General features: G+C 43.3%; 29 protein-coding genes. 17 read left to right on the top strand and 12 right to left on the bottom strand.

Annotation, left to right across the window (positions count from 1 at the left end; genetic code table 11):
- Positions 1-22 precede the first annotated feature (22 nt).
- From gspG to mnmM, 9 genes are all read left to right on the top strand, one after another.
- Positions 23-484 carry a type II secretion system major pseudopilin GspG gene (gspG, locus tag BLT41_RS03800; RefSeq protein ID WP_092158392.1) on the top strand — a complete coding sequence of 154 codons (462 nt, stop codon included), beginning with the start codon at positions 23-25 and terminating at the stop codon, positions 482-484.
- A 23-nt stretch (positions 485-507) separates the two neighbouring features.
- Entirely contained in the window at positions 508-936 is a 429-nt protein-coding gene (locus tag BLT41_RS03805; protein WP_092158393.1) for a pilus assembly FimT family protein, read from the top strand.
- Position 937: 1 nt separating this feature from the next.
- A complete protein-coding gene (locus tag BLT41_RS03810) occupies positions 938-1,303 on the top strand; it encodes a type II secretion system protein (RefSeq protein ID WP_092158394.1) in 366 nt (121 codons plus the stop codon).
- Positions 1,300-1,884 carry a prepilin-type N-terminal cleavage/methylation domain-containing protein gene (locus tag BLT41_RS03815; protein WP_244512187.1) on the top strand — a complete coding sequence of 195 codons (585 nt, stop codon included), beginning with the start codon at positions 1,300-1,302 and terminating at the stop codon, positions 1,882-1,884. The genes BLT41_RS03810 and BLT41_RS03815 overlap by 4 nt, the downstream gene beginning before the upstream one ends.
- Entirely contained in the window at positions 1,871-2,818 is a 948-nt protein-coding gene (locus tag BLT41_RS03820; protein ID WP_092158395.1) for a type II secretion system protein GspK, read from the top strand. The genes BLT41_RS03815 and BLT41_RS03820 overlap by 14 nt, the downstream gene beginning before the upstream one ends.
- 81 nt (positions 2,819-2,899) lie before the next feature.
- Complete coding sequence (locus tag BLT41_RS03825) at positions 2,900-4,015, top strand: hypothetical protein (protein ID WP_092158396.1); 1,116 nt, start codon at positions 2,900-2,902, stop codon at positions 4,013-4,015.
- Between the two features lie 22 nt (positions 4,016-4,037).
- Positions 4,038-4,535 carry a type II secretion system protein GspM gene (gene gspM, locus BLT41_RS03830; RefSeq protein WP_092158397.1) on the top strand — a complete coding sequence of 166 codons (498 nt, stop codon included), beginning with the start codon at positions 4,038-4,040 and terminating at the stop codon, positions 4,533-4,535.
- Between the two features lie 9 nt (positions 4,536-4,544).
- A complete protein-coding gene (locus tag BLT41_RS03835) occupies positions 4,545-5,279 on the top strand; it encodes a hypothetical protein (protein WP_092158398.1) in 735 nt (244 codons plus the stop codon).
- A 37-nt stretch (positions 5,280-5,316) separates the two neighbouring features.
- Entirely contained in the window at positions 5,317-5,892 is a 576-nt protein-coding gene (gene mnmM, locus BLT41_RS03840) for a tRNA 5-(aminomethyl)-2-thiouridylate-methyltransferase MnmM (RefSeq protein ID WP_092158399.1), read from the top strand.
- Positions 5,893-5,984: 92 nt separating this feature from the next.
- On the opposite strand, the gene BLT41_RS03845 is transcribed toward mnmM, so the two are convergent.
- The 6 genes from BLT41_RS03845 to BLT41_RS03870 all read right to left on the bottom strand — a co-directional run bounded on the left by BLT41_RS03845 (position 5,985) and on the right by BLT41_RS03870 (position 10,945).
- Entirely contained in the window at positions 5,985-7,082 is a 1,098-nt protein-coding gene (locus tag BLT41_RS03845) for a DegT/DnrJ/EryC1/StrS family aminotransferase (RefSeq protein WP_092158400.1), read from the bottom strand.
- The gene (locus BLT41_RS03850) at positions 7,069-7,491 is read right to left on the bottom strand and encodes a sugar 3,4-ketoisomerase (protein ID WP_092158402.1); all 423 of its coding nucleotides are present in this window, start codon (positions 7,489-7,491) and stop codon (positions 7,069-7,071) included. Before BLT41_RS03850 ends, BLT41_RS03845 begins: the two co-directional genes overlap by 14 nt.
- Entirely contained in the window at positions 7,488-8,243 is a 756-nt protein-coding gene (locus tag BLT41_RS03855) for a glycosyltransferase family 2 protein (RefSeq protein WP_092158404.1), read from the bottom strand. The genes BLT41_RS03850 and BLT41_RS03855 overlap by 4 nt, the downstream gene beginning before the upstream one ends.
- A 128-nt stretch (positions 8,244-8,371) precedes the next feature.
- Positions 8,372-9,352 carry a flagellar motor switch protein FliM gene (gene fliM / locus BLT41_RS03860; protein WP_092158406.1) on the bottom strand — a complete coding sequence of 327 codons (981 nt, stop codon included), beginning with the start codon at positions 9,350-9,352 and terminating at the stop codon, positions 8,372-8,374.
- A gap of 211 nt (positions 9,353-9,563) precedes the next feature.
- The gene (locus BLT41_RS03865; protein WP_092158407.1) at positions 9,564-10,409 is read right to left on the bottom strand and encodes a M15 family metallopeptidase; all 846 of its coding nucleotides are present in this window, start codon (positions 10,407-10,409) and stop codon (positions 9,564-9,566) included.
- A 146-nt stretch (positions 10,410-10,555) separates the two neighbouring features.
- Positions 10,556-10,945 (bottom strand): Ros/MucR family transcriptional regulator, encoded by a 390-nt coding sequence (locus BLT41_RS03870; protein ID WP_092158408.1) that lies wholly within the window; start codon positions 10,943-10,945, stop codon positions 10,556-10,558.
- Between the two features lie 572 nt (positions 10,946-11,517).
- Here BLT41_RS03870 and BLT41_RS03875 point away from each other — a divergent pair.
- Genes BLT41_RS03875 through BLT41_RS03885 form a run of 3 tightly spaced genes read left to right on the top strand, consistent with a single transcriptional unit; the run spans position 11,518 to position 13,363 of the window.
- Positions 11,518-11,814: a hypothetical protein gene (locus BLT41_RS03875; protein WP_092158409.1), complete on the top strand. Its 297-nt coding sequence runs from the start codon at positions 11,518-11,520 to the stop codon at positions 11,812-11,814.
- A gap of 52 nt (positions 11,815-11,866) precedes the next feature.
- Positions 11,867-13,120 (top strand): response regulator, encoded by a 1,254-nt coding sequence (locus BLT41_RS03880; protein ID WP_092158410.1) that lies wholly within the window; start codon positions 11,867-11,869, stop codon positions 13,118-13,120.
- Positions 13,121-13,129: 9 nt separating this feature from the next.
- A complete protein-coding gene (locus tag BLT41_RS03885) occupies positions 13,130-13,363 on the top strand; it encodes a hypothetical protein (protein WP_092158411.1) in 234 nt (77 codons plus the stop codon).
- On the opposite strand, the gene BLT41_RS03890 is transcribed toward BLT41_RS03885, so the two are convergent.
- On the bottom strand, positions 13,360-13,830 hold the full coding sequence (locus BLT41_RS03890) for an HAD family hydrolase (protein WP_092158412.1): 471 nt from the start codon (positions 13,828-13,830) through the stop codon (positions 13,360-13,362). The two genes, BLT41_RS03885 and BLT41_RS03890, sit on opposite strands and share 4 nt — an antisense overlap.
- Positions 13,831-13,870: 40 nt before the next feature.
- On the bottom strand, positions 13,871-15,634 hold the full coding sequence (locus BLT41_RS03895) for an N-acetylmuramoyl-L-alanine amidase (RefSeq protein ID WP_092158414.1): 1,764 nt from the start codon (positions 15,632-15,634) through the stop codon (positions 13,871-13,873).
- A 289-nt stretch (positions 15,635-15,923) separates the two neighbouring features.
- On the opposite strand from BLT41_RS03895, the gene glpX reads away from it, so the two are divergent.
- The gene (gene glpX / locus BLT41_RS03900) at positions 15,924-16,907 is read left to right on the top strand and encodes a class II fructose-bisphosphatase (protein WP_092158416.1); all 984 of its coding nucleotides are present in this window, start codon (positions 15,924-15,926) and stop codon (positions 16,905-16,907) included.
- A 92-nt stretch (positions 16,908-16,999) separates the two neighbouring features.
- On the opposite strand, the gene BLT41_RS03905 is transcribed toward glpX, so the two are convergent.
- Positions 17,000-17,239 (bottom strand): hypothetical protein, encoded by a 240-nt coding sequence (locus tag BLT41_RS03905; protein WP_092158418.1) that lies wholly within the window; start codon positions 17,237-17,239, stop codon positions 17,000-17,002.
- Between the two features lie 186 nt (positions 17,240-17,425).
- Between BLT41_RS03905 and BLT41_RS03910 the strand changes: the two genes are divergently transcribed.
- The 4 genes from BLT41_RS03910 to BLT41_RS03925 all read left to right on the top strand — a co-directional run bounded on the left by BLT41_RS03910 (position 17,426) and on the right by BLT41_RS03925 (position 21,352).
- Positions 17,426-17,821, top strand: coding sequence for a YidH family protein (locus BLT41_RS03910; RefSeq protein WP_092158420.1), 396 nt, complete (start codon positions 17,426-17,428; stop codon positions 17,819-17,821).
- Between the two features lie 40 nt (positions 17,822-17,861).
- Positions 17,862-18,917: a lipopolysaccharide heptosyltransferase II gene (waaF, locus tag BLT41_RS03915; RefSeq protein ID WP_092158824.1), complete on the top strand. Its 1,056-nt coding sequence runs from the start codon at positions 17,862-17,864 to the stop codon at positions 18,915-18,917.
- The gene (locus BLT41_RS03920) at positions 18,911-20,761 is read left to right on the top strand and encodes a C25 family cysteine peptidase (protein ID WP_244512188.1); all 1,851 of its coding nucleotides are present in this window, start codon (positions 18,911-18,913) and stop codon (positions 20,759-20,761) included. Before waaF ends, BLT41_RS03920 begins: the two co-directional genes overlap by 7 nt.
- A gap of 102 nt (positions 20,762-20,863) precedes the next feature.
- Positions 20,864-21,352 (top strand): hypothetical protein, encoded by a 489-nt coding sequence (locus tag BLT41_RS03925; RefSeq protein ID WP_092158424.1) that lies wholly within the window; start codon positions 20,864-20,866, stop codon positions 21,350-21,352.
- Positions 21,353-21,445: 93 nt separating this feature from the next.
- Here the strand turns inward: BLT41_RS03925 and BLT41_RS03930 are convergent, their stop codons facing one another.
- The 3 genes from BLT41_RS03930 to rimO all read right to left on the bottom strand — a co-directional run bounded on the left by BLT41_RS03930 (position 21,446) and on the right by rimO (position 24,641).
- Positions 21,446-22,852 carry an alanine/glycine:cation symporter family protein gene (locus BLT41_RS03930; RefSeq protein ID WP_092158426.1) on the bottom strand — a complete coding sequence of 469 codons (1,407 nt, stop codon included), beginning with the start codon at positions 22,850-22,852 and terminating at the stop codon, positions 21,446-21,448.
- A 123-nt stretch (positions 22,853-22,975) separates the two neighbouring features.
- Positions 22,976-23,290, bottom strand: coding sequence for a pyrimidine/purine nucleoside phosphorylase (gene ppnP / locus BLT41_RS03935; protein ID WP_092158428.1), 315 nt, complete (start codon positions 23,288-23,290; stop codon positions 22,976-22,978).
- Positions 23,291-23,324: 34 nt separating this feature from the next.
- A complete protein-coding gene (gene rimO / locus BLT41_RS03940) occupies positions 23,325-24,641 on the bottom strand; it encodes a 30S ribosomal protein S12 methylthiotransferase RimO (protein ID WP_092158430.1) in 1,317 nt (438 codons plus the stop codon).
- Positions 24,642-24,838 lie beyond the last annotated feature (197 nt).

Consider the following 24,838-nt stretch of genomic DNA (forward strand, 5'->3'; position numbering starts at 1 on the left):
CATCTTTAGATTAGAGGCAAAAATGGAAGAAAGAAAAATTCGTATTTTAGAACGTCGGAAAAGTCAGCGTGGATTCAGTCTTATCGAGTTGATGATTGTTATCGTAATTTTAGGGCTTTTGGCATCCATGCTTGTTCCTAAAATTATGGACAGGCCGAATGAGGCAAGAGTTACCAAAGCCAAGATGGATATGAAAGCTCTGGATTCAGCCTTGAAGCTTTATAAGCTTGATACCGGCAGATATCCTTCCACTGAGCAGGGGCTTATGGCTCTGATTACCAAACCTGATACCCGTCCGATTCCCCGTAATTACCGTAAAGGCGGATATCTTGATTCTACCACCGCTCCTGTTGATCCTTGGGGATATGAATATATTTACAGAAGTCCGGGTGAAGATGATCGTGATTACGAAATTATTTCGCTTGGAGCTGATGGAATGGAAGGCGGCGAAGATTTTGACGCAGACATCAATAGCTGGGAATAGGTATTTGTACTCAGGATTCATACATGCCTAAGCATTCAAAGCGAAACCGCTCGGGCGGATTTACATTTATTGAACTGTTGATTGTTCTTATAATTGTGGGCATAGGCTGGTTTACGCTTATGCCCAATCTTGATCTTGCGGGTAACGGGGAAGAGGATACTCTGAACCTTGTTAACGCTTTTGTTTATAAAGCACGGACCGATGCTGTTGAAACTGATTCCAGACAGACCCTTTATATCGATTTTGAAAACGGTATTTTGAGATGGAAGGAAGAAGAAACAGCCCTTCCCGGCAGAGTAGTCAGCGGGCACCTGAATGAAGAACCACTCGGCGGAGAGGGTGTTGATTTTTCCATTTATCCGGAAGGATTCAGTGACGAGGTCAGGCTTGTTTTTGCCGATGGCGTGACTTTTGTTCTGGACCCTTTGTCTGTAAGGTTTTTGGAGATGTAATTTGCCGGATAAAAATGGTTTTTCACTCATAGAAATTATAGTGGCTTTGACTATTGCTGCAACTCTTTCCATTACATTTCTAGGAGTGCAACGGCAAAGCGCTTTGATGGCTCAAATTTCTAAAGATTCATGGAATGTATTGAATCTTTCTCAGGATATTCTCGCCCACAAGTACCCCGATGGTCTTGCTGTGGTTTCTTCAGGATGGATTCCATGGCCCGGTCCTCCCGAGGGGCATTTTAGAGTCGGACTTGAAACAATTTCCTCCATAGGTGTCGGTCATTATTTAATAGAGACCCAAAGCGGAGACTATACTATGGGCTGGAAAGTCTATCGGGTTTCTCACAGGAATCAGAACAACCGATGAGTACTCCTTTTGCAAAAATGGAGTATCCCGATATGCGACAGGGCGGTTTTTCGCTTATTGAAGTATTAATCGGTCTGATGCTTTCAGGGTTGCTGATGAGTATGGTGGCGATGGTTCTTGGTCAGTCCATAACCAATAATGAAGTCATACGCTCAAATGTCAGCCTTTCTTCCCGCATGTTCACTCTTCGGCGTATTCTGCACCGCGATCTGCAAAATAGAATGATCGGGGGGGGGATAGGGGTAAACGCTGACGGTTTCGAACTTGTTTCTACAAATAATTTTCTTGAGGATGGAGCTGTTGCAGTAGACGTTTTATGGGATTTTTCCGGAAACATGATTCGTAGATCTGAACGATCTGAAAAAATTGAATATGAAAATTCATTTCAACTGATGCGCGGTGTTACTTCTTGGACTCTGGAATTATTAGACGGAAAAAATGGTTCATGGATTTCTGCTGCTCAGTACAAGGCTAGGGCGTTAAGTGCAAAATCTTCAATAAAAGCTTTAAGATTAAATTTGGTGTTTGAAGATGGTCAGCGCATTTTGATTGTTGAAAGGATTCCCTATGCTTTTGAATAAAAGTAACGAAAAATCAAAAGGTGTTGTGCTGGTCCTTGTGCTGGTTATTTTTATGGCTCTTTCAGGACTCACATTGATGACCATCGAGGTCAGTTCGCGTGGCGCTGTGGCGGCTTCCCGGATGCGCGGTGAATATGAAGCTCATTTTGCTGCGGAAGAAATATTATATCTGGTTTATCAGCGGCTTCGAGATGACAAAACTCCGTTTTCAGATTCTTCCAAGGAATCTTGGGTCGGAGCATGGGAGTCGGATGGTTCTTCTTATATTGTAACTCCTTGTAATGCGAAAGTTAATCTTAACGAATTGTCAAAAGTTTCGGACCCCAAAAAGATTTTTTCTATTATGGAAAGAATTCTTCCCGGCGGGGTTGATACGAATAGATTGCTTGGAAGTTTGGGAAATTGGGTAGGCAAACGTGTTAATCCTGTGCTGCAAAAAATGGATAGGTTTTATTACGCCTCTCAGTATCCTTCATATGCCCCATCAAAAAGTGAACTTAAAACCCCGGAAGAAGTTCTGCTTGTCAGTGGCTGGCGAGAGTTTGACCCTACATGGATAGGGGACACTTTTACGGTGTGGGGCAGTGAAAAACTTAATATAAATTTTGTTTCGCGAGAGACATTACTTGCTTATATACCGAAGCTTGGGCTGAAGGTAGACAAAATTATTTATTGGCGTGACACGAGAGGTTTTACGGATTTAAGTCAGGTTCTTTCTGTCGCCGGAATTCAGTCAGACTCTAACCTTTATCGTGATATGCTGAGTTATCTGACTGTCAGATCAAGTTATTTTGAGGTTCTGGTGACTTCTGAAGTGACAGGATGTAAGGTGATTAAAAGGTATATTCTTTCAAGGCCGGAGAATTTTCAGGATCAGCTTCCGAAACTTGTTTTTCAAAATGATGTGTCGGTTACTTTTACGGATAATCGTTAGTTAATCATAAATTGCCAATTCAGCTGCTCTTTCTGACAAATAGACAAACAGCTTGCTTACGGGTATAGGACAGAGCCATAGATGGCCGCAATAAAACATATATATATACTCTCTTTTACAGGACAAGAGCATCAGTGGATGTTGTTTGACGGTGCGAAGCTTTCCGAATCGGGAGAGCCGGGGCCTAAGAACAAATATCCGGTTGTTGCGCTGTTGCCTGATCCTCTTTTCTTCTTTTTTAAGCCCAGTGGTGTAACTAAATCCCGTCATGCCAAGTCTGCAACTCTGATGCAGATGAATTATTCTTTTCCAGAACAGGATGGTGGCTTTAAAGTACTGCGTCCTTCCGGGGGAGCTGTGCTGGGTTATACATCCCATGACCTTCTCAGCCGGTTTATGGATCGGCACAGAGAGATTCTTTCCAAGGCGACAGTTCTGACTTCCGAATTTGCTGTTTGCTGGCGGGCTGCGGCGGCAGAAGGTTTGTCCGTATGGAGCTGGAAAGGTCAGAGCGGAATGCGTATTCTTGCTTCCGGAGATGCTCTTACATATTTTCGCGGTGGGGATGAAGAGTTCCGCAATCGTTTCGATCGTTTGAATCTTGATGGTAAACCTGAAGTAATAGAACTTGAAAAAGCCTGCAAAGTTTTGACTGAGAAAAAAATTCGCTGGGCTCGATTAAATCTTTACTCAGATGGAAGTTCCAAAGAAGATAAAAGTGCGATTATTGATTTTAAACCGTTTATTATTGCAGCCGTTCTTACAGGTTTAATAGGAATTTTGTTTATTGTCGGTCAGTATCACCGATGGCAGCTAAGTCAGGGGGCGGCCAAAGAGTGGCGTGGCAAGCTACAGGACGTTTATGTCTCAGCGTTAGGACCTGCTCCCGGATCAGATCCTTACGGAAAGATCCTTTTCAAGCTTGACCAGCTTAAAAGCGGTGGCGGTAACAAGGGCGTGGATGTTCTTGGACTGCTTGCCCTGATGAGTGAGAGTTCTCCCGTTGGGATTGAAATAGAAAGCATTAATCTCGGAGCTGATTCCGGTAATATTCGGGGAAAAGTCAGTACTTACGAAGAGCTTGACGGTATGATGGAGAAATTTACTGCGAGCGGTCAGTTCAATTTTGTTCTTGAGCAGGCTACCAACGTTGAAGGTGGTATTAATTTCAGCTTAAGGGCTGAATATAATCGTTGATTTTTTACTAGGGTATTTTTTTATGGAACTGGAAAGATTTTTTATCTGGCAGGATTGGCCTGCTGAAAAGCAAAAGTTATTCTTCGCTGCACTTGTTGCGGCGTTGGCCTTTGTGCTTTTTCTGATCTGGTCCGGTTTGCATGAAAGTCAGTTAAGCGCAGGGCGGACAACCCTTCAAAGTAAGCTGCAATATAGTAAAACGGTTCCTCTTGTTGAGCAGCTTAAAGCTGGAGAAGCTTCACGCGGAGCTCTTATTGACCGTGAACCGATGACCGCCGCTCAGCAGGTTGCCCGGGATTTGGGGCTTGATAACAGGTTGACTTCTATCAGGCCTCTTCAGGCCGGAAGTAGCTCCGGTGAAGGGGTACAGGTTGTTCTTGAAGCTTTGAACCTGCCTGAAGTGGTTTCTCTCATGCGGGATTTTAATGTCCGCGGTGGTTTGAAAGTTACTTCGTTTACAATTAATCATAGGCTGGACTCGCCGGATTTGGCAGATGTACAGATTATTCTTGTCAGGTAGGCCGTCCATATGAAGTTTATACCAAAATTTTCGATTAAAAAAGCATTCGGCAGATTTTTTCTATTTCTGTCCGGACTGATACTCGGCATTTTTTTGTTTATGCCTTGGGAAGTTGTCTGGTCTCAAATTTTCAAGCAGGTAGACGCAAAAGTTTCTCAAGCGACCATTCAGTGGGGAGATTTTGTCAGTGCCGGGCCATTGTCTTTTGAAGTAACCAATTTATATGTTACTACGAATAAAGGGCTTATTATTACTATTCCGCAGCTTGGTATGTATTTGGGACTTTCTCCCTTGGTTGAACTCAGAGTTAAAACCGGACCTGTTCTTTCTGCGAAGGTTTTTAAATCAAAGTCGCTTACTTTAAGCGGCGGGTTGAATCTTGGCAAAGTATTGAAGCTGGATGGTCTTGGCGGAATAGTTAAGATAACATCAGATGTAGGTTTTCCTGAGTGGGGCGCTCCTCCTAAAACAGGAAGTCTTGTCGTACGTTCAAACCAGATTGAAATTCCCGGCGGGCTTGTTGCCGAAGATGTAAATGTTAATGCTGTTCTTTCTGGAAATCAGTTTCAGTTGAATTCTTTTAGCAGCGGGATGCCGATACCTACAAAGGCTAAAGGCTCTGCTACTCTTAACTGGAAGAATTTGCAGGGATCGACTTACAATATTTCCGGCAGTGCCACTTTCGGTAACACCGAGCGTCAGTTTGCGAAATCCGGCAATCTTTCTAAGTATTTAAATTTCTAGCATTGATTATGCTTACCCCTCTTTCCAAAGAGATAAAATGATTCTTAATAATATTCTATCCTACGCAAAATGCGTTCTTCTTGAAGTACTAGAACCTGGCTCTATCGCGATTGATGCCACTGTCGGGAATGGGTATGACACGGTTTTTCTTGCTCAGCAGGTGGGACGTGAGGGACGCGTTTACGGTTTTGATGTGCAGGAAGACGCTATTGAGCAGACTCGTGAGAAGCTTAATGAGGAATGCCTGCCTAAGAATTGGAAGTTATTTCATACCGGGCATGAAAATATGCTGGATGTTATTCCTGCCAAATATCATGGCGAGGTCAGCGTTGTAGTCTTTAATCTCGGTTTTCTTCCGGGTAGCGACAAGAGTGTTGTTACTAAAGCTGAGACTACTTTAAAGGCTCTTGAATCTTCTTTGAAGATGCTTGCTGTCGGCGGGCTTGTTTGTATCGCTATTTATGCCGGACATCCCGGTGGTGAAGAAGAGGATGTTGCGGTCCGGGAATTTTGCAGCACCCTTGATTATCATTCAGTGCGGGTAATTCAGAGCGAAATGACGAATAAACCCGGATTTCCTATCAGGCTGCTGTTCTTGGCAAAGCTTAAGTAGTTCGCAGGTATATGAATTTAAAAAGGCCGGCAGAGATTTTCTCTGCCGGCCTTTCTTTTTGATTGTGCTTAATTAATGTCTGATCCGGTTGGCTAGTGGTAGAATTCATTAATAGAGTTTACGACACGCTCCGCTTGTTCGGCGGTCATGTGCGGTCCGATGGGCAATGATACAACTTCGCGATGGATAGCTTCACTGATCGGTAAGGATAAGTGTGCCATGTGCTTGTATGCACCTTGTTTGTGCGGCGGAGTTGGGTAGTGAATTCCTGTATGAATACCATTCTCTCTAAGGTGAGAGATTAGTCCTTCTCTACCTTCACAGCGTACGACAAAAAGATGCCATACCGGTTGTGCCCATTCAGCAACAACGGGTAGAATCAGCGGGGTGTCTTTCAGTCCCTGCAAATAAATATCCGCAATATTCCTTCTGCGCCAGTTCCAGTCGTCGAGGACATCAAGTTTAACGCGCAGAAAAGCTGCCTGTATTTCATCTAACCGGCTGTTGAATCCAAGAGATTCGTGTACGTATTTTTCAGATGAACCATAGTTCCCGATTGAGCTTATTTTTTTAGCAATGGTTGCGTCCGTGGTTGTAATGGCACCGCCGTCACCGAATGCTCCGAGATTTTTGCCCGGGTAGAAACTGAAAGCCGCGGCATGGCCGAGAGTTCCGCTCATTCTGCCTTTGTAGAAGGAGCCGTGGGCCTGCGCGGCATCTGTTACAACAAAAAGAGAATGCTCTTCAGCAAAAGCCATGATGGGGTCCATGTCTGCGGGTTGCCCGTAGAGATGAACAGGGATGATGGCTTTTGTGTTGGGAGTTAAGGCCTGCTCAAGATTTTCAGGGTCCATATTATAGGTGGCTTCAATAGGTTCTACCGGAATAATATTTGCCCCGGTGCGGGTAACTGCGAGCCATGTAGCAATAAATGTATTTGAGGGGACAAGAACATCGTCTCCGACTCCCACTCCTGCCGCTCTGAGTGTTAGTTCCAGCGCGTCCAAACCGTTTCCGGTACCAATGCAGTACTTGGCTCCGGTATAGTGCGCAAATTCTTCCTCAAAAGCTTTTACTTCAGCGCCTAATACATACCATCCTGATTCAAGAACTCGTTTGGCTGCAGCATCCATTTTGGCTGCAAGAGTTGTGTAGGTCCAGCCGACATCAAGAAATTTAATTTGATTCACGTTCGTTCACCGCCTTTAAGAAGTCTTCGTAAGTGTAGTAATAGTCAGTAGGGTCATAGTATTCCGAAGCCAGAACCAGACAAACGGATCCTGATGAAAAATTTTCAAGTTCGCGCCATGTCATTTTGGGAATATACAACCCGTAGTAGGAACGATTCAGCGAAAATGTCGTTTTGTTTTTTCCGTCATCAAGGACAACATCGAAGCTGCCTGATGCTGCAATGATATATTGCCTTAACTCTTTATGAGCATGCCCACCCCGGGACTCACCACCCGGAACATCATATAAATAGTACACCCTTTTGATATCAAAGGGAATATGTCGGCTGTTTTCAATGAAAGTCAGGTTGCCACGGTTATCTTCTATTTTGGGAAGATCTATAATGTGAGGTTTGTCTTCATTTATCATTTCTTATCCTTCAGTTCCAGTTCGGTTAGCCGGATATATTTTTGAAAGGTGTAAAAGAAGCCGTGAACAGCAATAATAAATCCGGCGCGGCCATCCAGAAATCCCATTTTAAGCAGGTATTGCTTGAAAAATTTACCGATCCCATGTCCTACAGCTCCGGCTAAAGATCCTCGTTTACCCCGGGAGTAAAGGTCTTCAGCTGCGTCCTGAGTATAGTAGTTTATTTTCTCAAGGTGCTGGTTGAAGTTTTCATATGGGTAATGAATTATATCTCCCGCAATATTTCCGGCTTTTGTTTTAGGTCGAAGTTCCTCATGCGGTCTGATGCCTCCGATAGTGATTCCTTCCGGTCTATATATGCGGAAAAGTTTATCGGGATACCAGCCGCTGTGGAGAATGAATCTGTTAAAGTACCATGATTTTCGAGCACAGTAAAAACCGTCTACATCTGCGGGATTATCAAGTTCTTTAATTATGTTTTTTGCAAGTTCCGGGGAAACTATTTCATCCTGATCAATGGTCACGACCCACGGAGTCGTAATTTGAGTGACCGCGAATCGATGTTGCTCAATAGCTCCGCTCCAGTCATTGTGAACTATGCGGGCATTATGTTTTTTGGCAATTTCCAGCGTGGAGTCTGAGGAGCCTGAATCAATAATCAGTAGTTCAGAACAAAAAGAAAGGCTTGTTAGAGCTTCATCTAACAGCCGTTCTCCATTATACGTCAGGACTAATCCTGTAATGCGGTTCATTTGAGCCTTTTCTTTGATGGTAATCACGAAATAAGTATTTTTAAATACAATTAATAACCGGAAAATAATTATTTGATTGTAGATAGGGGCGAAGAGAGAGTCAAGAGGGTGGTGATAAAGTGTAGCCTTTAGGTCATCTTAGGCTCAATGGCCTTGGTTATTTGCAATGCCCGGTTGGCTTTTACTCTTCCTGGAATTCCGTAGTATTTTAAAACTCCTTCAACTTCACATTCAATCATATCTTCTTCGTCAGTGTTGAGAAGCAGGAGATCGCCTTCTTCGAGGTTTACAAGTTGGCGGCCTGTGATTTTTGTTCTGCCGAGGCGGACAACTAATTCAACAGGAGTTTCAAGAAGTCTTTCTTTAAATCTGCTTACCCAGACATGGTCGATTTCAAGTCTTTCAGACTGGAATGACGCGTGGAGTTTTGAGCGGATAGGCTCAAGCGTTGAGTAAGGCAAGCATACGATAAGTGAGCCGATTGCGTTTTCAAGCTCAACTTCAAAAGTGATGACGATAACAACGTCAGAGGGCGGAACGATTGCTGCAAACTGCGGATTAACCTCGGAGCGGATAAGCTCAAGATGAACTTCATGAACAGGGCGCCATGAGTCCTCAAGATTTGAGAGAGCAATTTTAACAACCCGGTCAACAATGGCCTGTTCAATGGGAGTGAAGTCACGCCCCTCGACTTTCGGCTGTGAGCCTGAGCCTCCGAAAAAACTTTCCACAAGGGCAAAAACAAGGCGTGAATCAACAACCAGAATGGCATTACCGCGCAACGGGTCCATTTTAAAAATAGAAAGTGAGGTGGGGACAGGCAGTGAGCGCATGAAATCCCCGAATTTGGACATGTCGATAGATATGGGGTTGATATCAACCCTTTTGCGCATGGTATTGGCAAGATTGTTGGTTGCCAGACGAGCGAAACGGTCGTTGACAATTTCGAGCACGGGCATACGGCCGCGAATAATGCGGTCCTGATTCGCAAGGTCGAATGTAACTACGCCGGAATCATCATCCGGTATATCTTGCTCAGCTTCAACTTCTCCACCGGAGAGGCCTCTAAGCAGCGCATCGACTTCATCCTGTTGAAGGATTTTGCTCATTCTTATGCGATCCGTGTTTTAACGTTTTGTTCCGGGTGTTTCTGTCGAAACAGTTCCATTGCCATTCACCATATTAATTAACTGCTTTATACGACAAAGTAAATGAAAGCTACAGTCGGCATATCAGAAATGAGATGATATCTCAGGTGTTCTGAGTATATATCATATCGTATTATTTGATATAATCTTTAGGTGAAGCCGTAAACTATTATTATAGTTTGATATCCTTTACTTTGATATGCCAAGGCTCAAACCGGACTCCGAGCATATTCTCCCTCGGGTAGCGCAGTTTCAGGTAACCTTGTTCGCGGAGTTGCATACACGTTTCCGTTCTGGCGAATTTTATGCTGAAATTTGCCACGCCAAGTCCCGCTTCTCCGACATCAAAATCTCCTACGCCGTGAAAGGAGTATCCGGGGGGGGCAAGAGAACGCGAAGCCAGTGAGAGGTTGCCGTTATTTGCTGCTGCTTTTGAAAGAAAAAGTATGAATTGTTTCATGGTCCCTCTGACCCCGGAGGTCAGATAAACTTTTTTGCCAAGCAGCTTTTTTATTGATTTGTAGGTTTCATGCGGTTGACCCCGGTATAAAAAATTTCCGCTTCCCTGGATTTTGACGAGATCTTTTTTTGATACACGCGAGGTTATGTTGGAGATAGTTCTTTCCCCGTAGAAACCGTAATTGGAGGCATCGAAGCTGAATGTATAGTCTAAAAAAGATAGTTCTTTTTTGGTGAAGCTGCCGATAGATGAATTTTGGCGGGCATAAAGCAGCGCCTCGTCAAAGCTGAGTATACAGAAATTTCCGAAGCCGACAGTGCGCTGGATTCTTCGCAGTCTTTTGAGTGAGGATTTTAGCAGGGCAAGCTGGGTATTTATGAGGATAATGTCGCCCATATGCGGCAGGTCGAAATTTGCCATGCTGTGAAGATAATCTTTCAGGTCTTCATCATCTACAGTACGGACAGCTCCTGACGCACAGGCAATCGTCTGCGAACCACACAAGGTGGTTGCAGCAGCAACTGCGCAAAGCGTTTTAATAAACGTTCGTCTGTTCATGTCTTAACTGGTTTCAGTCCCGTTGTGAGTTTATGAACCCGTTGTTTTTTTATATTGTTATAACAGATTGGCCTTGGTGGGAAGCATTTGAAAAGGCCACCCACAAACATGGATGGCCTTTTAGTAGTCATTTTGGAAAAAACGGATTATTTTTGGCCGCGTTTTGTCCAAAGCTGCATTTCTTTCATTTTTTTGCGACGTTCACGCTGAAGCGATTTACATACAAGAGGAGTTTTCTTTTTCATGCCGTGTCTTTCCCGGTATTCGTCAGGTGTCAGGTCATGTGAAGAAAGGTGCTTTTTAGTTATGATCTTAAAAGACTTACCACATTCACAGCAGACAATAGTTTTTTCTTTAATAGACTTTTTGGGATCGCATGCAGGAGCGTCTTCTTTCGCTGGAAGTGTATTTTCAGCAATTGCCTGAATGCCGGCAGACAGTTTACGAACCATTGAAGTCATTTCTTCTTCATTCATGGTTCTGACGCTGGCTTGTGCTTTGACTATTTCCAAAGCTTCTTTAAGATAGTCTTCCACTGGATATCTCCTTTGGGGATTATTTTTATACTAACGACTATACTGGAAAGACAAGGGATAAAGTAGATTATAGATGCTGTCAAATGTATTACGTCTTTTTTAGAAACATGTTTTGTTATTTTTATGTATAACTGCAAAAAATTGCACTGTTTCAAACGATACGATCACGTGAACGGTCTTTTTATACATCTTTTAGTTAATTTTATATTCTTTATGCATAGAATATGTGTGGCGTAAAAAATTATAAGTTGATTGAAAGTTGTAAATTAAGGGTATATGTGGTCAAATTTAAAACTGTTATAACAATTTGTTTATGTATAATGGTATTAACGTTGAAATTTGTTGGAGTTTTAAAGAGAGAATGTGAGTACTTCCATATGGATGCCGTTTAACTCATAATCTGTGACAGTTATTCATTGCAGAAAATTGAAAATAGTGAATTTTCAGAATATAAATCAAGACAGAGCAGTCTGTTGTGTTTAAGATTATCAGGGTTGAAGTTTTTAAGTTCATGGAGAAATAGTGATTATGCCGGTAAAATTTTCTGACAGACGAGAGGATAATACTGACTCGTGAAAAATGCACTGATTACTGCTTTATGCATTCTTGTGTTTTCTTCTATTTCTACCGGATGTTTGTGGGTTATGGCAGGGGCTGTCGGGGTTGCTGTCGTAAGTGCAAATCTTGATGAGTATGAGCATTCAAAGACCAATAGTACCGGAGTAGAGGCTTTGAACGAACATCTTGCAGATCAAAAAGCTGTTGATGATGCTTTGGCAGGAGTTGAGTCTGAAAAGATTGAAGTAAAAGAAAATGTTACAGTTGATGATGTTCTGATAAAATATGAAGGTGAAATAAGAACTGATTGATTTGGATCAGTTTTTGGTTTGTCTTTACCTTGTTATAAACAGGAGAGATTTTATGTCCGAGAGCGCAAAAAATACAGTACTCGTAGTAGAAAGTAGTCATACACAGGTTCGGATTATTACAGAACATATCGAGAGCCTTACTCCGTTTGATACAATAACAGCTTCTTCTCTTGATCAGGTTGAAGAGATGCTTGAAAATAACGGAGAGGACATTTTTATTGCTGTACTGAATCTGAATATTAAAGGAGCTCCAGACGGTGAGGCTGTAGATTATGTTCTTTCCCGTAAGATTCCCTGCATTGTCTTAACTTCAACTTTTGATGAGAAAATACGTAACCGGTTCATTGAAAAGAATGTGCTTGATTATTTCAACAAGGGGAATCGTACTGACCTTGACGAAATGGTGGATTTAATAAGCAGAATTCATTCTAACCGCGATATCAAAGTCGTTGTTGCTGAAGATAACGGCACAGCCAGAAAGATTATGTGCAAGCTTTTGGAACGTCTTAATTTTAATGTTTTTGCAGCTGAAGACGGAGCCAAAGCTCTGGATATTATTCGTGCTAATCCCGATGTTAAGCTTTTGCTGACCGATTATGAAATGCCGGAACTTGATGGATTTGAACTGGTCACCGAGGTTCGTAAAACTCATTACAGGGATCAACTCGCCATTCTCGGAGTTTCTGCTCATGATTCGGGCGCGATTACAGCCAAATTCCTCAAACGCGGGGCTAATGATTTTCTTAAAAAACCGTTTGAAGTCGAAGAATTTTCATGGCGTGTCACAAATAATATTAATGAGTTGGAACGCATCTCTTCAATCAAAGATGCTTATAGCCGTGATCCTTTGACTGGATTTGGCAACCTGAATACTTTTATAGAGCAGGGGCGCGAGATTTTTGAAAATTACAGCAATCAGGAACGTACTCCGGTTCTGGCTGCATTCAACGTGGATAATATGCTGGAAATTAATTCCAGATTCGGATGGGACGCAGGGGCTGCTGCTCTGAAAAAGGCTGCGGCTAATTTGGAGCAACAATCACTCGGCTGGCTGCTTTCCGCCCGTTGGGATGGCGGATTTATTGTTTTAGCTGAGGACTCCGAGATTTTGAAAAATGATCTTGTAGCCGCGCAGGCCGGATTTGCAAAAACTGCAATTGGTTCCGTGGGCGAACGCTTCAAGGGAACCGCGTCTTTTGCTGTTTGCAAAAAGGGTGAAAAAGATCTTGATATCACTATGTCTAAAGTTGTTGCAGTTCTTGAAAAAATGCAGAGTATCGGAGTGGATTCTTACCGCTTTGTGTAAATCCAAATCATGTTAATTCTTAAATGCGCCGCCTGTCGGCGAAAGCTCTTGAAGTATTATAAAATTGGGCAAGGCGAAGTGCACCGCTGTCATAAAGAACGGATTAAAAAAGTGTGGAATCTGGAAGAAAGAGACGGGAAGATTTTCTGTTCCTGCGGTAATTCTTACGGAATAGACAGGGGTACTTATTACACTATGGATAAGAAGGCTTTTACTTATTCAGGGACCAAGACGAACAATTAACATCTTAGAGTGGTCATGAGTCTGATGGGGTGTGTGAAAAGTCCCAGTGCGTGAATTATATCTGAAGCAGCTATATCTGCTGAACGTGCGGCTGTCATCGACATACATTCCGGTCCTGATATTGCAATTCCCAGAGCCGCTTCTTTCAGCATAAGTGTGTCGTTGCGACCGTTTCCGATGCACGCACATTTTTCAACTCCCACCGAGTTTATGTAATCAAGCTTGGCTTTGTCTTCTTCCGTTCCGCTTATGATGTGTATTGATACAGGGAGTCCGAGCAGATTCTCTTCGCATTGGCCGAAAGTGTCGGCCGTCAGTACATGGACTTCAATATCCACAGAAAGTTCTTGTATTATTTTACCGATTCCGGGCAGCAGGTTGCCGTCAAGGGCGATTGTGCCGTTGTAGTCCAGAACGAGATGTTCAATATTAAGAGCGCCGAAGCCGGGAATATTAAGGCTAATCATGGTCAGTTCCTTCCTGTTCTCGAATTTTAATTCTTAATATCTAGAGACTGGCGTATCTTTCAATTTGTTTTTTGTATTCCAAAACACCCTTTACTATTCCGTCGGCAACGTAGGCAAGATATCTGTCGGACTTGAGTCTTGAAGCTTCTGTTTTATTGGTAAGATACCCAAGCTCTACAAGTACGGATGGCATTTTTGCGCCCATAAGAACATAGAAGGGAGCTTCACGTACACCTTGATCTTTTACAGACCATCTTCGACGAATATTTGCTAATGATTTCGTATGGATATTTTTAGCTAAGTCTTTGCTTTCTTTCATTTTAGAATTCAGCATAAGGTCTGTCAGAATCACTTGAAGATCGCTGATCCGTTTCGCCGAAATAGAGTTTTCACGAGCTGCTACGCGGACAGCATTACGGTTGCGTGCAAGGTTAAGAGTATAGGTTTCAAGGCCGTTTATTGCTGAATTGCGGTGCGCATTGCAATGGATGGATATAAACATATCCGCCTTTTTGATGTTGGCCATTGCCGTACGCTCTTCCAGAGGAATGAAGACGTCAGTTGTTCTGGTGTAGAGAACGTTAAATCCGGCTTTTTTTAATTTTGCAGCCAGAATTTTTGAAAAGCGCAGGTTTATATTTTTTTCTTTGATCCGGTTCGCACTTGCTCCGGGGTCTTTTCCGCCATGTCCCGGGTCGATCATGATGGTTTTAAAGGTGAGTCCCAGTTGCTCAAGCAGATCTCCGGCCATGGCTTTACTGTTTGCGGGAGGAGTGTACTTGGTTGTGGTTGTCCGTTTCTTTCTTTGTTTAGTTGATTTGTTTTGTCTAACAACTGCCCCTGCTTCGGGGGCCTGCACATCCACGACCAGCCTGAAAGGATTTTCCAGCGGGAAAATTTTATAATCCTGCATGGCATTGAAATCCAGTACAACGCGGGTTGTTCTCGGATCTTTCTGTGCGGAGCGGATGTCTTTTAAAATACCGTCGGCAACATCTGTGGCCTTATGTACATTTTTTCCAAGTATTGTGTTTTCCAGATCAATATAAAGTCTGTGCGGACGGTTAACACTCTGATTCGGATTTAAAAGCTGGTAACGAAAACGGACTTCATCGTCGAGGTCCAGAACCACGCGGGTGTATGAGTCACTGCTGGTATATCGGACTGATAAAAGCTTGGCGCGTCTGCTTGATGAATCCTTTACTACCGGAGCAGAGGTCGGAACTATGGTGCTCGAAGGTTTTGTACGCTTACTTCGTTTCTGCTGTTTAGGAGACATGCCCTTGCGGTCCATGGAATCAAGCCTTGCACGGGCTTTGGAATACATGTCAGATTTGGAGTGACGGTGAACTATTGTCAGATAATCGGAATAGGCGAGGTCTTTTTCATTTAATTTTCTAAGTCTTATTTCCGCTCTCCGGAAAAGGCTGTCATCGGTCCATGCATGGGATGGAAAGTTTGAGATCATGCGTCCGTAGTAATCAACTGATTTTCTGAAATCTTTTTTTAATCCGCTGTGATAACCTAATTCTTCATATGATCTGCCTAGATAATAGAGGGCTTTAGGAGCATATTTTCCACGGGGGGATCTTTTAAAAACATTTCTGAATTTTTTAGCGGATTTGTCCCATTCTGAGCGATATTGAGATTTTTTCTTGTCTTTTGAAAGAGCATGGAATTGTTTCCATGCAACGGTGAATTGATCTTTAATACTTGCCCCGAATGCGCTGGCAGGAGTCACCGAAACAAGAAGTCCGGCAAGGAAAAGGCCCATCACAAGGTTTTGAAAGAAAATTTTGCGCATATATTTTATGGGGTAATTGTTTTTTTTGTTAGTTATCTTAGAGGTTTTTGAAGCCTTAAAGATGGACCTGTTGGTTCTAAAAAAAGTTTAGACGTTTTCTTAATAAGCTTGCATCGGCTAAAAATCAACCATGTATATATTAAGGTAACAAAATAGGATTGCAGGCCGTGCTTTTTTATACTTTTTAGGGTAACTATGAAAACTGGACTGACAGCTGTTTTTATGTAATTGCCATGACTGTTGTCGGTGGAAATCGAACCAATCAAACACTCATTTTGGAGATAGGCGAATGGAAGCTCCCCAGAGAAATTTAGCTCTTGATCTTGTCCGCGTAACCGAAGCTGCTGCACTGGCTTCTGCCAGATGGCTTGGACGCGGCGATAAAAATGCCGGCGATCAGGCTGCTGTAGATGCTATGCGTCTCAGTTTTAACAGTCTTGCAATCAGCGGAACTGTTGTAATCGGTGAGGGAGAGAAAGATCATGCTCCCATGCTTTATAACGGCGAAAAATTAGGCGCGGGCGAAGGTCCGGGAATGGATGTCGCTGTTGATCCGGTAGAAGGAACCAACCTTCTTGCTTACGGTCGGCCTAATGCTATTTCAGTCGTCGGAGTTGCTCCTACAGGCATGATGCTTGATCCCGGACCGAGTTATTATATGCAGAAACTAGTTGTTCCAACTGCTGCGCGAAATATGGTTGATATTAACGCACCTGTTAAGGACAACCTTGCGAAGATAGCAAAGGCTCTCAATAAAGATGTTGATGATCTCGTTGTTTTTGTTCTTGAAAAACCACGCCATCACGGCCTTATTCAGGAAATTCGTGATGCCGGAGCCAGAATCCAGTTGCATACCGACGGTGATGTAGCCGGTGCACTTATGGTCGTTGATCCTCGTTGTCCCGTTGATGTAATGATGGGAACAGGCGGAACTCCTGAAGGTGTTCTTGCTGCATGTGCCATCAGAATTATGGGCGGAGAGATGTTCGCTAAATTCGATCCTCAGGACGAAAGCGAAAAAATTGCCATGGAAGAGAAGGGATATGACCTGCGTGATATTATGACTGTTAACGATCTTGTTAAGAGTGATGATATTTTCTTTTCCGCAACAGGTATTTCAGGTGGAACATTTTTGCGCGGAGTTCGTTACCTCGGGTACGGCGCAGAGACAACTTCACTTGTAATGCGCGGTAAAACAGGAACTGTCCGTCAGATTGAAGCTGTTCACACATGGGACAAACTCATGAAGATCAGTGCTGTTAAATACGATTAGCAGTTTGTTTTTTTAGCAGAAATATTGAAATGAAAAGTAAGCGGCCCTGATACAATAGTTTTCAGGGCCGTTTTTTTATTTTTTCCGAAGTTCTAAGATTCAGCTGCATCCAGCTTTTCGCGGATTATTCCTGAATCTTCAAGGCGGGTTTCAGTGTTGAGTTCTTTGCATTCACCGTGACAGGAAATCCCTTCGGACCTGATTTGCACGTATCCTGCGGAAAGAACTTTTGTGTATGGAATTTGTTCTCTGAATTCCAAAAAGCCGATACGGTTCGGGAATAGGATCGGAAGAGCTTCGCCCGAAAAGTCCTCAAACATGATGTATTTCATGGAATATCCTTTTTGCGGCACAGAGCCGGAATTTATTTATAATTATTTTGAGCGTATTCCCGGAATTCTTGTGAACTTAATTCATGAAATATTCCGGCAACGGTTGTTGCCCGCAATCTTGTAACATACTATAGCGATATATCTTCTAGATCAAGAACAGCCTGACAGCAATCCCGGAGTTCTGAGATGACAGACGAAAAAAAACCGCTTCCGCTCGATACCAACAGTCTTGCCGTTATGAGAACTTTGCTTGCAAATGAACGGACTTTTCTTGCGTGGTGCCGCACTGCGCTGGGTCTTCTGGGCTTTGGTTTCGTGCTTGAGAAAGCCGGTCTTTATTTGAAACATTTTGTTCCTGATGCTAATCCGCTGATGTCTCAAGATCTAGGTATGCTCAGTCTTTTTGCTTTGTTTTCAGGGATGCTTGTTCTTGTGGGCGCTGCGGTCAGATTTTTCAGCATTGAAAAGCAGATAGGTTCTAAGCTTGGTAGAATGACCCCTTTTCCTGAGGTGCTGGTTTTGTTTGCTGTTGCACTTGTCCTGATCATCAGTGTTTTTTCCGGAAAAGTGATATTTAATTAGAAATATAAAATTCAAAAAAAATAAAAATATACAACTCTTAATGAAAGATAATTATAAAAAAATAGCTTTGTGGCAAACTGCATTTCTTGGAGACGCCGTTCTTACATTGCCCTTTATCAAAGCTCTTTCACTGCGTTTTCCAGAAGCTGAAATTCACCTTTTTGTGCGTAAGGGCGTTGAGCCTCTTTTTGAATCACAAAAGGAGCTTACTGCTGTTCACGGTTTTGCCAAACGAGGCAATCAAAAAGGAATGGGAGCGGCTTTTCGTCTGGGCAGAGAGCTTGGTGCGCAAGGTTTTGATCTTTGGATTTCAGCACATACAAGTATGCGCTCCGCCATTGTCAGCCGAGCTACGGGGATTCCTGAACGCATAGGTTACGATCAGCCGTGGTTCAATCGTTTTGCTTATACTCACAGAGTTATGCGCAGATTCGATAAATTTGAGGAAGTGGAAAGGTTGATGGCGCTTGGTTTGCCTTTGGGGATTAGCGGCACTGCTCCTTCCTTCGAACTGAATTTGTCTGAATCTGCACTCGAAGACGCATCAGCTTTTTTTGATAAAATTTCGGATACTCCGGTAATAGGTTTTCACCCCGGCTCAACATGGGAAACAAAGAAATGGCCCGAGCAGAATTTTGCATCAACTATTGCAAAATCACTGGATGCCGGGTTTCGGGTAATCCTGTTTGGCGGTCCCGGGGAAGAGGATATTTGTTCCCGGATTGCAGAGCAGTCAGGCAACCCTTCTGAAATAATTAATCTTGCCGGAAAATTGAGTCTTCCTCAGCTTGCAACTTACATTAAAAATCTAGATGTATATATCACCAACGATTCCGGTCCTATGCACATTGCATGGGTTCAAAATGTTCCCCTTATTGCCCTTTTCGGACCGACTGTCCGCAGATTCGGATTTTTTCCCAGAGGTGAATACTCTTCTGTTCTTGAATCCGGTGAAGTGTTGGATTGCAGACCTTGCGGTCTTCATGGCGGTAGTAAATGTCCAAAAAATAATCACAAATGTATGACAGATATAAGTGTGGAAATGGTTTGGGAGGAACTGCTGAAAAAAGTGGAAATTCGGAGGTCTGGGTGTTGATCAGTAAAATTAAATGGATCACATTGCCGCTTGTTTTTATCCTCTTAGCTGTTCTTATGTGCGGCTGTAAGTTGCGATCCTTTTCTCGTAATGTTCAGACAGCTCCCGTTGTTCCGGTAAAGGTTTCTACTGCGGACCTGACGGAGAAAGATAAATGTATAATCGTTTACACTGATGAGTTTAAGCAGGCTGCTTTGCTTTTTTCATATCTGCATCGAGAATATGAAGGTGTGGACTCTATCCTTCTAAATGCCGGAACGGTGAATGGCACTGCTGAGTCTAGCAGGGCTGTTGTTGCTGACATTCAGAATGAAATTACAGAACTGAATAAGAACGGCTCGATCATGTCAGTTCTTATTTTAGGTAATAAATTTGTTATTCCTGTTTCAGAGTTTCAGACTGGAAATGGAACCTCTGTTTATTCTTCTGATTACGGTTATGGAGGTCTAGCTGATTCTCCTGAAAACGTTGTGCCTGTAGGTAGAATTCCTGCTCGAAACGCAGCCGAGGCTGTGATTGTGGCTCAGAAATATGAACGCTGGTACGTGGATCGTGCTTTTCGTCCTGCTTGGCCTGTTTCGTTTATAGGCGGAGAAGGTTTTTCAGAAAATTATTTGTCTGATCCTGAACTTTTGTTCTTCAGTTTACAAGAGGAAGGCATGGCCGGACCGGAAGCTATACGCTATCTCGGCGGAGCCGGTGGTTGCCAGCCGGAAAGGCTTAGTCAGAGCCTTGCTGAGGATGATGCTTCTGTTCAGTGGCTGGCTATTGAGTCTGTCGCTGACGGTTTCAAAATCGGGAACGGAACTTTGCCCACATCTGCTATTTTAAGTCTCGATTACAAACCGGGATTGCCTATTGTGCTTAATCCTTCCTGTGAACCTGCGAGGATTAATTCAGCTTCTATCACCCCTGCCGAGGCGATAGTACTTTCAAGGGGAGCCGGACTGGCTGTTATGACCGGGTGCGGTGATTCCGGTAAAATAACGGCTGAACTTGATGACGGGCGGATTTCACGCGTTGATTTTGACGGAACTTCACGGATTTTGATTGAGTTCCATAAGGCATATTTCAGTGGAAAGTATAGAATTGCTGAGGCTCTGTCAGAGGCTCGAGCTCAGTTTGTGCAGAACCGTCGTCGCGGAGAAAATCTGGGGCCGATATATGATCTGATTTTTTATGGTGATCCTGTAATGAGTCTGCCACTTCCAGTTCGCACGGAGTCTCCTGCGTATACGGGGTTAAAACTACTGACAAAGCCTGAATCTCCTAAGGGTGTAGCTGTTTTTTCCGCTAACTCTACTATCTCTTTCGCCATGGAAGAAGGTGGAATATATCCCGGAGTTCAGCTTAAAGTTGTGGACAGAAAGACGGGTAAAACTGTTTCCTCCATGAAAGTGCAGGAAGATGATATTTTTAATTTTTTATCAGACAGCGAAGGAAGTTATTTAATTTATTCCAGGCCGCTTGACGGGCCTCTCGCGTGGCAGTTTTTTGATATCCGCGTAAAAAATATCAGCAGTGCAAAATTAAAAAAAACCGTTACTCCAAATAAGTTTTCCAAAATTTCTCCTATTGTTAAGGCCGGCCTTGAACCTGTCCGTTACTCTGTGCAGGTCAGTTCGAACAGGCGTGAGTCTTCGGCTTTGAAAGTTAGAAGGAATCTGACAAAACGAGGGTACTCGGCATATGTTGTGACTGTTCCATCCTCCAATAAGAGACCATGGTATTGCGTGCGGTTCGGTGAATTTGATTCATGGGCAGCTGCGGTTGAAGCTTCCGCAGAGTATGAGAAAAAAGAACAGGCTGATGTGAAAATAGTAAGATGCCGTATGGGTAGCTGATTTATGTAATATATTGATTGACTGTTCAGTTATAAAGTTTATAGTTAATTCAGGGGTATGAGGGGGAAACTTTGAAACTTTCTATTTGATGCAGGCAATATTTTGGATAGTAAAAAATCAAAAAAGATTTGGTGCCTTACTGTGGCGTTGGGTGTTTTTGTTTTGATAGGTACCGGGTTGTTCTTTGTAAACAAGATGTCTATTGCCAAACCTGTTCTTAACGCTGGATATAAATTTTTTTTAGGGGCTTCAGCTAAAAGTTTAGATCTTAACAGTTCTGAAATTAATAAATTAAATCGCTGTTTTGTCTTAAACAAAAAGGTAGTAGATAAGGCAGTCCTGATTATTGTAAATGATGATGTTACGATCAACGGTTCAACAGGCATTATTGGGCAAGACACAAAACTTAAATATAAAGTTGTACTTGAGGGTAAAGAGGGAATGAAATTTACTCCGCAAATGCGTAGTTGTTCCCGCAAAAATCTGGTTGGCAAAATAGTATATAATTTTGAGCGGGGAGCTGAGGCCATAGCGCAATATATAGATAACCCGGCTTTTAAAAACAGAGCTGTTGAGATTTTGGATATGTAAAGAATCCTAATAAGCTTATGATATGTTTATCAAAAAAAAGTCCCTGAAGGAATATCCTTCAGGGACTTTTTTGTTTTTTGGGTCAGCTTATAATTATTTTGATTTTCTTCCGGATGCTTGAAATTCACCCAGAGGGATGTCGGTATTCTTGTCCGTTTCTTTGTTTTTAAAGTACTTGTTTGTTTCTGATACAACCACTGGAGTCAGCAGAAGCAGACCTATAAGGTTCGGGATAGCCATTAATCCGTTCAGCGTGTCTGAAATGTTCCAGACCAGACTGAGTTTGGCGATGGCCCCAATGCCTACAAAACATACAAAAACCACTCGGTATGGCAGTACAGCCTTGATTCCGAGTAGATATTCAATTGACTTTTCTCCATAGTAGCTCCAACCGAGAATGGTCGAATACGCGAACAGGATTAAGCCGATTGTTACAACGTGAGCACCGCCGGGCATACCCGCAGCAAAAGCTATGGTTGTTAATTCTGCTCCGGTTGCGCCGCCGGACCATGTTCCGGTCAGAATCAAAACGAGACCTGTCATTGTACAAACTACGATGGTATCGATGAAAGTCTGGGTCATGGAAACCAGAGCCTGTGTGATCGGGCTTTTGGTTTGTGCCGCCGCCGCCGCGATAGGGGCACTACCAAGACCTGATTCGTTTGAGAATACGCCTCGGGCAACTCCCATTCTGATACACATCATGATTGATGCCCCGGCAAATCCGCCGATAGCCGCAGTAGGATTAAAAGCCTGCTCAACTATGAAAATCAGAGCCGCTGGAACTTCCGCTATTTTGGTAATGATGATGTAGGATGCTCCGGCCATGTAAAACACAATCATTACCGGAACGAGTAATCCTGTTACTTTACCAATCTTTTTGATTCCGCCGAGAATAACTGCGGCAGTACAAACCATCAGAATGATACCGGTTATGGTCGGTGAAATATTGTAAGTGCTTTCCACTGCATCAGCTACGGAATTGGACTGTACCATATTGCCTATACCGAATGCAGCGACAGAGGCGCAGATAGCGAAGATAGTTCCAAGCCACGGCATTTTCAGCCCGGAGGAAATATAGTACATCGGGCCGCCACTCATTTCGCCATTTTCGTCCACAACTCTGTATTTTACCGCCAGAACAGCCTCTGCATACTTCGTGGCCATTCCCACAAGCCCGGTAACCCACATCCAGAACAGAGCTCCGGGACCACCCATGGCAATAGCGGTGGCTACTCCGGCGATGTTACCGGTTCCAACCGTTGCTGAAAGAGCGGTCATTAAGGCTTGAAAGTGGGTAATATCTCCCGGTTCATCGGAGTCTTCTTTCCGTTTAACAAGGGCAAGGTATAGAGCGTGCCACAACTTGCTAAATTGAATTCCGCGCAGTGAGTAGGTGAGCCAACAGCCTGTTCCAACAAGCAGAATCAACATTGGCGGGCCCCATGCGAACGCACCAATTTTACCAATTACGACATCCAGTGTACTCAAAAAATCCATAAGCGTATCCTTAGGCTTTTATCAGGAATAAAAGCCTTTTATGAAATTAATTAGAAACGTTTGCACGCTAAAATCTATTGCAGTATTTTTTCTACCGGGACGTGTTCAAGGTCAAAACTTTATCTAATTTATGTATGAACAGCAGTAGTCTACAAGGGTTTCAACCACCAGTTTGAATTTTGAGTCGGCGGGCACATTGAAACTTTCTCCGGCGGTGACTGTCTGCCAATTTTCTGTGCCGGGCAAGAGAACTTTCATGGTGCCCTGCAGGATTTCCATCACTTCCGCTTGATTTGTTCCGAATTCATATTCACCGGGAAGCATGATTCCTAAAGTTTTGAACGATCCGTCTGTGAAGGAGACTTTGCGGCTGGTAACCTTTCCGTCAAAATAAACATTGGCCATTTTTGTAACTGTTACATTTGAAAATTCAGACATGAGCTCCTCTTAGTCTTTATTTTGTTGAATTATATTACGGAAGAACCAAGGTGACAAGGTCGTAGTCAGTAACGCTTTCTATTTCAGCTTCAACCATCATTCCGGGAGCAAGTTCAACTCCGCCTTCAGGTGCGCTGATATAGGTGATTCCGTCCACTTCCGGGGCTTGGAACCAAACTCTTCCGGTAAATAGACCATCCCATTCTTCGTTCGGTTCCTCGACCAGAACCTGAATGGTTTCGCCAACTTTTTCTTCCAGAATTTCATGGCTTATGGAAGCCTGCATTTCCATCAAAATTTTACGTCTTTCTTCACGCAGCTCTTCAGGGAGTTGCTCCATCTCTCCGGCGGGTGTGCCTTCTTCGGCTTGATAGGCGAAAACTCCCAAGTTTTGGAATCTGGTTTCTTTCACAAACTTTAGAAGTTCTTTAAAATGTTCATCTGTTTCACCGGGATACCCGACTATAATACTGGTGCGCAGGACCGCATCAGGAATGTGTTTGCGAACCCTGTCGATCACTTTACGCGGATCACGGGCAAAGGGGCGGCCCATTGAAGATAGTATATCCGGATGAGCGTGCTGAATCGGTATATCGAAATACGGCAGAAAGGGTTTGCCGGCCTTAGCCAGAAATTCCAGCATCGAGTCGGTCAGTCCTGCCGGATAGAGGTACATAAGTCTCAGCCACTCAAGACCTTCAAGAGGCAGAAGCTGTTCAATCAGATATTTTAAATTTGCATCAGGGTTGCTTAAGTCTGATCCATAAGCGGTGGAATCCTGTCCGACTATGACTATTTCCGGCACGCCTTGTGCGAGAATTTGTTTTGCTTCGGTTATTAAGCCTGCAGGTTCACGGCTGACTTGAGGTCCACGAATCGAAGGAATTGTACAAAAGTTACATGAATGAGAACATCCTTCACTGATTTTAAGGTAAGCAAAAGCAGGTCCTGTACTAAGTGCTCTCTGATGTTCTTGTGGTAGTTCTCTTTTAAGGGCTTTGGCAGCAAGAGCAGGCCATGTATCCAGGTCAAATGTTGAAAGCCACAGATCCACTTCGGGCATCTCTTCTTCCAGTTTGCCATATCTGCTGACAAGACATCCGGCTACGGCAAGAATAGGTTTAGGAGTAATGTCTGCGATGGCATCAGCGGATTCTAGAATGGACTGTACGGATTCTTCGACCGCGGGCTGGATGAAGCCGCATGTATTTATAAGAACAAGATCGGATTCTTCCGGAGATTCGGCTGCGATCATGTTGTCACCCAAGGCTCCGAGCATTCTTTCGGTATCTACTCTGTTTTTTGGGCAACCAAGGCTGATGGTGAAAACTCTGATTTTTTTAATAGACATGAAATTTGTTCCATTTGAGAAAAATATTTTAGATTTGTAATGATTCGGCGGTAAATTGTCTGCTAACTTGTGTTTCGCAATGTTTACCCGATTCTTTTATATCTGCAAAGCTGGAAATACATCGTTTCTCGATTGTGCTTTTCTTCGAAAATAGTTTATTCTCAACACGGATTATCTATCTATTGAAATGGAGAGAT

It is taken from the genome of Maridesulfovibrio ferrireducens, from assembly GCF_900101105.1.
GTDB lineage: Bacteria > Desulfobacterota > Desulfovibrionia > Desulfovibrionales > Desulfovibrionaceae > Maridesulfovibrio > Maridesulfovibrio ferrireducens.

Coding starts and splice junctions, on each gene's coding strand:
- BLT41_RS03865 (WP_092158407.1), bottom strand. CDS start 10,409: ATGAACAGACGAACGTTTATTAAAACGCTTTGCGCAGTTGCTGCTGCA.
- BLT41_RS03805 (WP_092158393.1), top strand. CDS start 508: ATGCCTAAGCATTCAAAGCGAAACCGCTCGGGCGGATTTACATTTATT.
- gspM (WP_092158397.1), top strand. CDS start 4,038: ATGGAACTGGAAAGATTTTTTATCTGGCAGGATTGGCCTGCTGAAAAG.
- fliM (WP_092158406.1), bottom strand. CDS start 9,352: ATGAGCAAAATCCTTCAACAGGATGAAGTCGATGCGCTGCTTAGAGGC.
- glpX (WP_092158416.1), top strand. CDS start 15,924: ATGGAAGCTCCCCAGAGAAATTTAGCTCTTGATCTTGTCCGCGTAACC.
- BLT41_RS03885 (WP_092158411.1), top strand. CDS start 13,130: ATGTTAATTCTTAAATGCGCCGCCTGTCGGCGAAAGCTCTTGAAGTAT.
- BLT41_RS03930 (WP_092158426.1), bottom strand. CDS start 22,852: ATGGATTTTTTGAGTACACTGGATGTCGTAATTGGTAAAATTGGTGCG.
- BLT41_RS03815 (WP_244512187.1), top strand. CDS start 1,300: ATGAGTACTCCTTTTGCAAAAATGGAGTATCCCGATATGCGACAGGGC.
- gspG (WP_092158392.1), top strand. CDS start 23: ATGGAAGAAAGAAAAATTCGTATTTTAGAACGTCGGAAAAGTCAGCGT.
- BLT41_RS03905 (WP_092158418.1), bottom strand. CDS start 17,239: ATGAAATACATCATGTTTGAGGACTTTTCGGGCGAAGCTCTTCCGATC.
- BLT41_RS03890 (WP_092158412.1), bottom strand. CDS start 13,830: ATGATTAGCCTTAATATTCCCGGCTTCGGCGCTCTTAATATTGAACAT.
- BLT41_RS03895 (WP_092158414.1), bottom strand. CDS start 15,634: ATGCGCAAAATTTTCTTTCAAAACCTTGTGATGGGCCTTTTCCTTGCC.
- mnmM (WP_092158399.1), top strand. CDS start 5,317: ATGATTCTTAATAATATTCTATCCTACGCAAAATGCGTTCTTCTTGAA.
- BLT41_RS03910 (WP_092158420.1), top strand. CDS start 17,426: ATGACAGACGAAAAAAAACCGCTTCCGCTCGATACCAACAGTCTTGCC.
- BLT41_RS03820 (WP_092158395.1), top strand. CDS start 1,871: ATGCTTTTGAATAAAAGTAACGAAAAATCAAAAGGTGTTGTGCTGGTC.
- ppnP (WP_092158428.1), bottom strand. CDS start 23,290: ATGTCTGAATTTTCAAATGTAACAGTTACAAAAATGGCCAATGTTTAT.
- BLT41_RS03855 (WP_092158404.1), bottom strand. CDS start 8,243: ATGAACCGCATTACAGGATTAGTCCTGACGTATAATGGAGAACGGCTG.
- BLT41_RS03825 (WP_092158396.1), top strand. CDS start 2,900: ATGGCCGCAATAAAACATATATATATACTCTCTTTTACAGGACAAGAG.
- BLT41_RS03835 (WP_092158398.1), top strand. CDS start 4,545: ATGAAGTTTATACCAAAATTTTCGATTAAAAAAGCATTCGGCAGATTT.
- rimO (WP_092158430.1), bottom strand. CDS start 24,641: ATGTCTATTAAAAAAATCAGAGTTTTCACCATCAGCCTTGGTTGCCCA.
- BLT41_RS03850 (WP_092158402.1), bottom strand. CDS start 7,491: ATGATAAATGAAGACAAACCTCACATTATAGATCTTCCCAAAATAGAA.
- BLT41_RS03880 (WP_092158410.1), top strand. CDS start 11,867: ATGTCCGAGAGCGCAAAAAATACAGTACTCGTAGTAGAAAGTAGTCAT.
- waaF (WP_092158824.1), top strand. CDS start 17,862: ATGAAAGATAATTATAAAAAAATAGCTTTGTGGCAAACTGCATTTCTT.